General features: G+C 69.6%; 2 protein-coding genes. One reads left to right on the forward strand and one right to left on the reverse strand.

What is annotated here, in order from left to right:
- On the forward strand, positions 1 to 302 hold a 302-nt coding region (locus tag ACWDEW_RS38630), incomplete at its 5' end, for a hypothetical protein (protein WP_450519432.1).
- 309 nt (positions 303 to 611) lie between these two features.
- Here the strand turns inward: ACWDEW_RS38630 and ACWDEW_RS38635 are convergent.
- Positions 612 to 1,836: multidrug effflux MFS transporter (locus ACWDEW_RS38635; protein WP_450519434.1), on the reverse strand; the 1,225-nt coding region annotated here is incomplete at its 5' end.

Here is a 1,836-nt window from a genome sequence, read left to right on the forward strand (position 1 = left end):
GAGCCCGTCCGGAAATGCGGTGGGCGACCCTCGGCAGGTCGAGTGCCCGTCATTTCCCCTCTCACACCCTCATCCATTTATTGATGGCCAACCCCGCGCCGCCGAATACCAGGACGAGAAAAGTACAAGAATCAACCAATTCACCAGCTGATGCGGCAGCCACCACGATCCGCGATGTGAATTCGCGCACCACTCATGACGATGCCCGCCCGGGATCCGAGAAAAGCGATCCGGGGCGGGCCGTGGTCACGGCTGACCGTGCGGCACAAAAGGCACGGGTCAGCGGCGGCGCAGCATCATGACGACAAGGACGATGACAATGATGAGGACGACAGTACCCACGCCTATGTACACGGTTTTCTCTTTCCGTCGGGGAGCGGCACCCACCGGCGCCGCAGAAACCCGAGTGCCCCCGACAAAGCTTTTCAGGCCGCCCCAGTGAATCTGTTTGCACAAGATTCAGCCCGAAGCGAACCTGCCCGAGCACGACGGCTGCCAGGTCCTGGCAAGGATCAAGACCGAGTCTGCCCGGCGGCTGTGGCGGCCGGCATGGACGGAACACGACCGCCGGCGCTCAACGGCACAGACTCCTCAGGGCCGTCGGGTAACCGTCACGGCGCTGTCGCCGGCGCCGTCGGCTCCCCCTTCCCCTCCCAGGGCCTGGCCAGCCCCACCAGCGCAACTCCCGCCGCCGCCACCGCGATCAGCATGATCACCGCCATCGGCAGGGAGCTGTCCTCCCCGAACAGCCCGACCAGGGGCGCGGCGAGGGCACCGAACAGGAACTGCAGGCCGCCGAGGAGGGCGGAGGCCGCGCCCGGGGCGCTGCGGACGAGGGTCTGGCCGATGCTGAGGGTCGACGGGAAGACCATACCGATGCCGCCGGCCGTGACGAACAGGCTGATCCAGGTGCCGACGAGGGTCTCCCCCAGGGTCAGCACCAGCACGACCTGTGTGAGAGCACCGGCCCCGGCGACACCGACCGCGGCCAGGAGAAGGGTGTTCAGCCGTACGCGTCCGGCGAGTCGGGAGAAGGCCGCGCCGGCGATCAGCATGGCGACGGCGTTGCTCGCGAAGATGAGGGAGTACGTCGTGGCCGACACCCCGTGCAGGTTCTCGAAGACGAAGCTGGAGCCGCTGATGTAGGCGAACAGCGCCGCCGAGATGAACGCGAGGACGAGGACGTATCCCATGAACGTCCGCCAGCCGAGCAGCGCGCCCATCGCGCGGAAGGTGTCCGTGATCCCGCCGGCGTGCCGCCGTTCCGGTGGCAGGGTCTCCGGGACCTTGCGCAGGACGCCCAGCAGCAACAGCCCGCCCATCACGGTCAGTACGACGAAGACCGCGCGCCAGGTCGACACGGCCAGGACCGCCCCGCCGAGCACCGGTGCGGCGACCGGCGCGACGCCCATGATCTGGGAGAGCATCGCGAAGTAGCGCGGCAGTTCGGCGCCGTGGAAGCGGTCGGTGAGCACGGCGCGGGCCAGCACCATGCCGGCCGCGCCCGCCAGGCCCTGGAGGAACCGGGCGCCCGCGAGCAGGCCGACGTTGGGCACGAGGGCGCAGGCGACGGAGAAGACCATGAACGCGGCCGTCCCGGACAGCAGCAGGCCGCGGCGGCCGAGGCTGTCGCTGATCGGGCCGATGAGCAGCTGCCCGACGACGAGTCCGGCCAGGAACGCGGTCATCGTCAGCTGGACGGCGGAGCTGCTCGCGCCGAGCGCGACCCCCATGGCGGGGAACCCGGGGACGTACATGTCGGTCGCGAGCGGGGCGACCGCGGTCAGCGCGGCGAGGACGGCGACCAGGGCGACGGCGGCACGCCGGGAGGGATCG

This window comes from Streptomyces sp. NPDC001100 (assembly GCF_053598575.1).